Origin of the sequence: Pantoea sp. BAV 3049, from assembly GCF_009765445.1 — a bacterium.
GTDB lineage: Bacteria > Pseudomonadota > Gammaproteobacteria > Enterobacterales > Enterobacteriaceae > Erwinia.
The window spans coordinates 4672202-4674943 of sequence record NZ_WHOY01000031.1; the positions used below are offsets into that span (position 1 = coordinate 4672202).

Annotated in this window: 3 protein-coding genes and 3 pseudogenes; 3 read left to right on the forward strand and 3 right to left on the reverse strand. The window is 50.8% G+C overall.

The genetic code is table 11. The features are described from left to right. Nucleotides 1-374, forward strand: a 374-nt coding sequence (locus tag GSQ70_RS23200; protein ID WP_233268459.1) for a hypothetical protein, incomplete at its 5' end; no start/stop codon positions are given. Between the two features lie 104 nt (nt 375-478). On the opposite strand, the pseudogene GSQ70_RS23205 reads toward GSQ70_RS23200, so the two are convergent. Then, a pseudogene (locus GSQ70_RS23205) lies at nt 479-595 on the reverse strand (IS3 family transposase); the annotation flags it as partial. A gap of 63 nt (nt 596-658) precedes the next feature. Next, nucleotides 659-727, reverse strand: a pseudogene (locus GSQ70_RS23210) (integrase); the annotation flags it as partial. A gap of 56 nt (nt 728-783) precedes the next feature. On the opposite strand from GSQ70_RS23210, the gene GSQ70_RS23215 reads away from it, so the two are divergent. Then, nucleotides 784-1477 (forward strand): IS6 family transposase gene (locus tag GSQ70_RS23215; protein ID WP_158784721.1). Its coding sequence is split into 2 segments (ribosomal slippage): nt 784-959 and nt 958-1477, totalling 696 coding nucleotides; the frame shifts between segments, so codons are not numbered across the junction. Between the two features lie 36 nt (nt 1478-1513). Here GSQ70_RS23215 and GSQ70_RS23220 read toward each other — a convergent pair. Beyond that, nucleotides 1514-2062 (reverse strand): annotated as a pseudogene (locus GSQ70_RS23220) (Rpn family recombination-promoting nuclease/putative transposase); the annotation flags it as partial. 31 nt (nt 2063-2093) lie between these two features. Between GSQ70_RS23220 and GSQ70_RS23225 the strand changes: the two are divergent. Further along, nucleotides 2094-2657, forward strand: coding sequence for an autotransporter outer membrane beta-barrel domain-containing protein (locus GSQ70_RS23225; RefSeq protein WP_233268461.1), 564 nt, complete (start codon nt 2094-2096; stop codon nt 2655-2657). Nucleotides 2658-2742 lie beyond the last annotated feature (85 nt).

The following is a 2742-nucleotide window of genomic DNA, read 5'->3' on the forward strand; positions in this document are numbered from 1 at the left end:
GGGAACCAACGCTGGTTGTGAACTGGAGTACGGATTTTTTCAATGTAGCGGCTATGACTTACGGCACTTTTACTGTGAAATATGACAATATGAAAGAGGGTGACAACGTTGTATTCCACTTTGTTTCAATAAATAACTCCGCTGTTAATGATTTCACGAAAAGCTATAATATTGTTGCAGCTGATGTAGCTAAAGGGAAAATTAGTGTTGGGCCATATCCGTCAGACTTTACACCAAACGCAATAGCACAAGTTGCTTTTTTTGCTACCGTCAAAAGAGGTAATGTAGAAAAAAAATCGGATGAAATCGGATATAATTATAATACATGCCCGCCAGATCAAGTCGATAATTGCGCCCACCCGGACAAAAATTAACTTATGGTTCAATTTATTAGCTATGAATGGTGATGCATCCTTTGTTAAGGCAGGAATAAAAAAGCCCACTACTGGACTGCCCCCATAAAGTTGGACAGTTCATGTTAAGCGGCTTTCTGGGCCTGGGTTCGGTATTCTACCGGACTCAGGCCTTTTAATTTCAGGTTTATCCGCTCGTAGTTGTAGTAATGGATATAGTCCTCTATCGCTTTCCTTAGTTCGCCTGACCTGCTCCCCGTTGATTTGTAAGCACACCCGTTTTAGTTCCACGCACTTTTTGAGATTTACGGGGTTTCAGCCATCAGCCGGTATTCTTCCGGCGTCAGGTTATTCAGGGATTCATGAGGGCTCTGTCGCATTAAGCAGTTAATCAGGTAACCTGCTGTTTTTTTTATGATGTTGCCTGACCATGCCCCTGATCCGAAAAGCCTTTAAACGCCTGCATTATCCCGTTGATATTATCGCACAGTGTGTCCGCTGGTATCTGGCTTATTCCCTGAGCCTGCGTAATCTGGAGGAGATGATGGCTGAGCGCGGTATTACTGTTGATCATTCCACGCTTCACCGCTGGGTCATCCGCATTGCCATATCTGGATAAAGCGTTTCGGCGGCATAAACGCTCTGTGGGACGCCGGTGGCGAATGGATGAAACTTACATAAAAGTCAGAGGGCAGTGGAAATATCTGTACCGGGCCGTCGATACCGGAGGTCAGACCATCGACTTTCTGCTGACCGCCGGGCGGGATACGGCAGCCGCCCTGCATTTCTTCCGTAAGGCCATCCGCCGCCATGGCGAACTGAAAGTGGTCACCATTGATAAAAGCGGTGCGAATACCGCCGCGCTGACCACACTCAACGCCGGTAAATCAGCAGATGAAAGCATCAGAGTCAGAAAGAGTAAGTACCTGAACAACCTTGTAGAACAGGATCACCGTAACATCAAGCGCAGGATAAAACTGATGACAGGATTAAAATCATTTCGCCGGGCGCAGACGATACTGGCCGGCATTGAGTTAATCCATATGATACGCAAAGGGCAGTATCAGCATCCGCAGGGGGACGGGTTATCACCGGCAGAACAGTTTTACCTGCTGGCTGCCTGAAAAGTAGCCAATGCACCTTTTGTCGCCCTGCTGTCGTTAATGCGACAGAACCTCTTCAGACAGACCCGTCATTTTCATGACGGTACTGCGGTCGATACTGTTCTGCAGCATGGTACGGGCAATTTTAAGGGTAGCTTCACGCTCGCCTTTTTCAATACCGCGCTGTTCACCGAGCTGCAGGCCTTCAGCCCTGCCCTTCTCGATGCCTTTCTGTTCAAGTTGTTGTGCGATGGTCATAAGTGCCTCTCCGTGTTGCGGCACACGCTGTGTCAGTTCGCGTACAAAGGCTTCGGCGTCAGCTGTTCCGCCTGCCTGCACTATATAGTGTACCAGCGATATTACCTGCGATGAAGAGAGATATCCGGCCAGCAAAATGGGCGCCAGCCGGTCAACCAGTTCAGCGAGGTCCCGCTGATGAATATGCTTTTGCAGTAAAGTCAGGGCGGCCATACTGCGATGGACAGCGATTTCATCATCCGGAATGACCGTAACGTCTACCAGCGGGAAAGCGCTGCTGTAGAGTTTGCCTGCCAGCGCCGGATCGTCAAACTCATCCAGCCAGCGAGTGGAGTACGGGTACGGGCTGCAGCCGCATGCGCAGGTTACCAGGTCAGGAGTGAAAGCGGATGACCATACCGAGGTTAACGGCACCCGCATTCAGGGAACCGGTAACGACAATGTGCAGACGAAGATGGGGCTGCGGGCCTTCCTGAGCGGAAAAAACGTGCAGGATAAGGATACCGGCCGTGAGTTCCGGCCGTTTGTTGAAGCGAACTGGATTTATAACACGCAGACCACCGGGGTACAGATGAACTGCGACGGTGCCCACGTTACCGGGACCCGGAACGTGGGCGAGCTGAAGGCGGGTGTAGAGGGGAACCTGAGCCGGGGACTGAGCGTGTGGACGGCGGTGGCACAGCAGACGGGAGATAAAGGTTATCATGATACGGAAGGGATGCTGGGGGGGGGAGTACAGTTTCTGTACCGGTGGATGCGGCGGGCTTTGCCCGCCGCATGTCATTTAATGCGTTATATGTACCTTATGAAACTGCGAAAAAACTGTGGATATTGTATGAAAAGTGAAACGATTAACCGGCTTGTTATTACGCTGTCGCTGACCGTGTCAGCAGGAATATTACTGCTCATGCTGATTTCCTGCCTGACAGCCTTCGGGCGATGAACCGGCCGGGGTGGCTGACGTGAGATACATCGCCGGTGAAAAGATGTCTGGCAGGGGGGGGGATATGCAGGGGGCCAGAGTATAA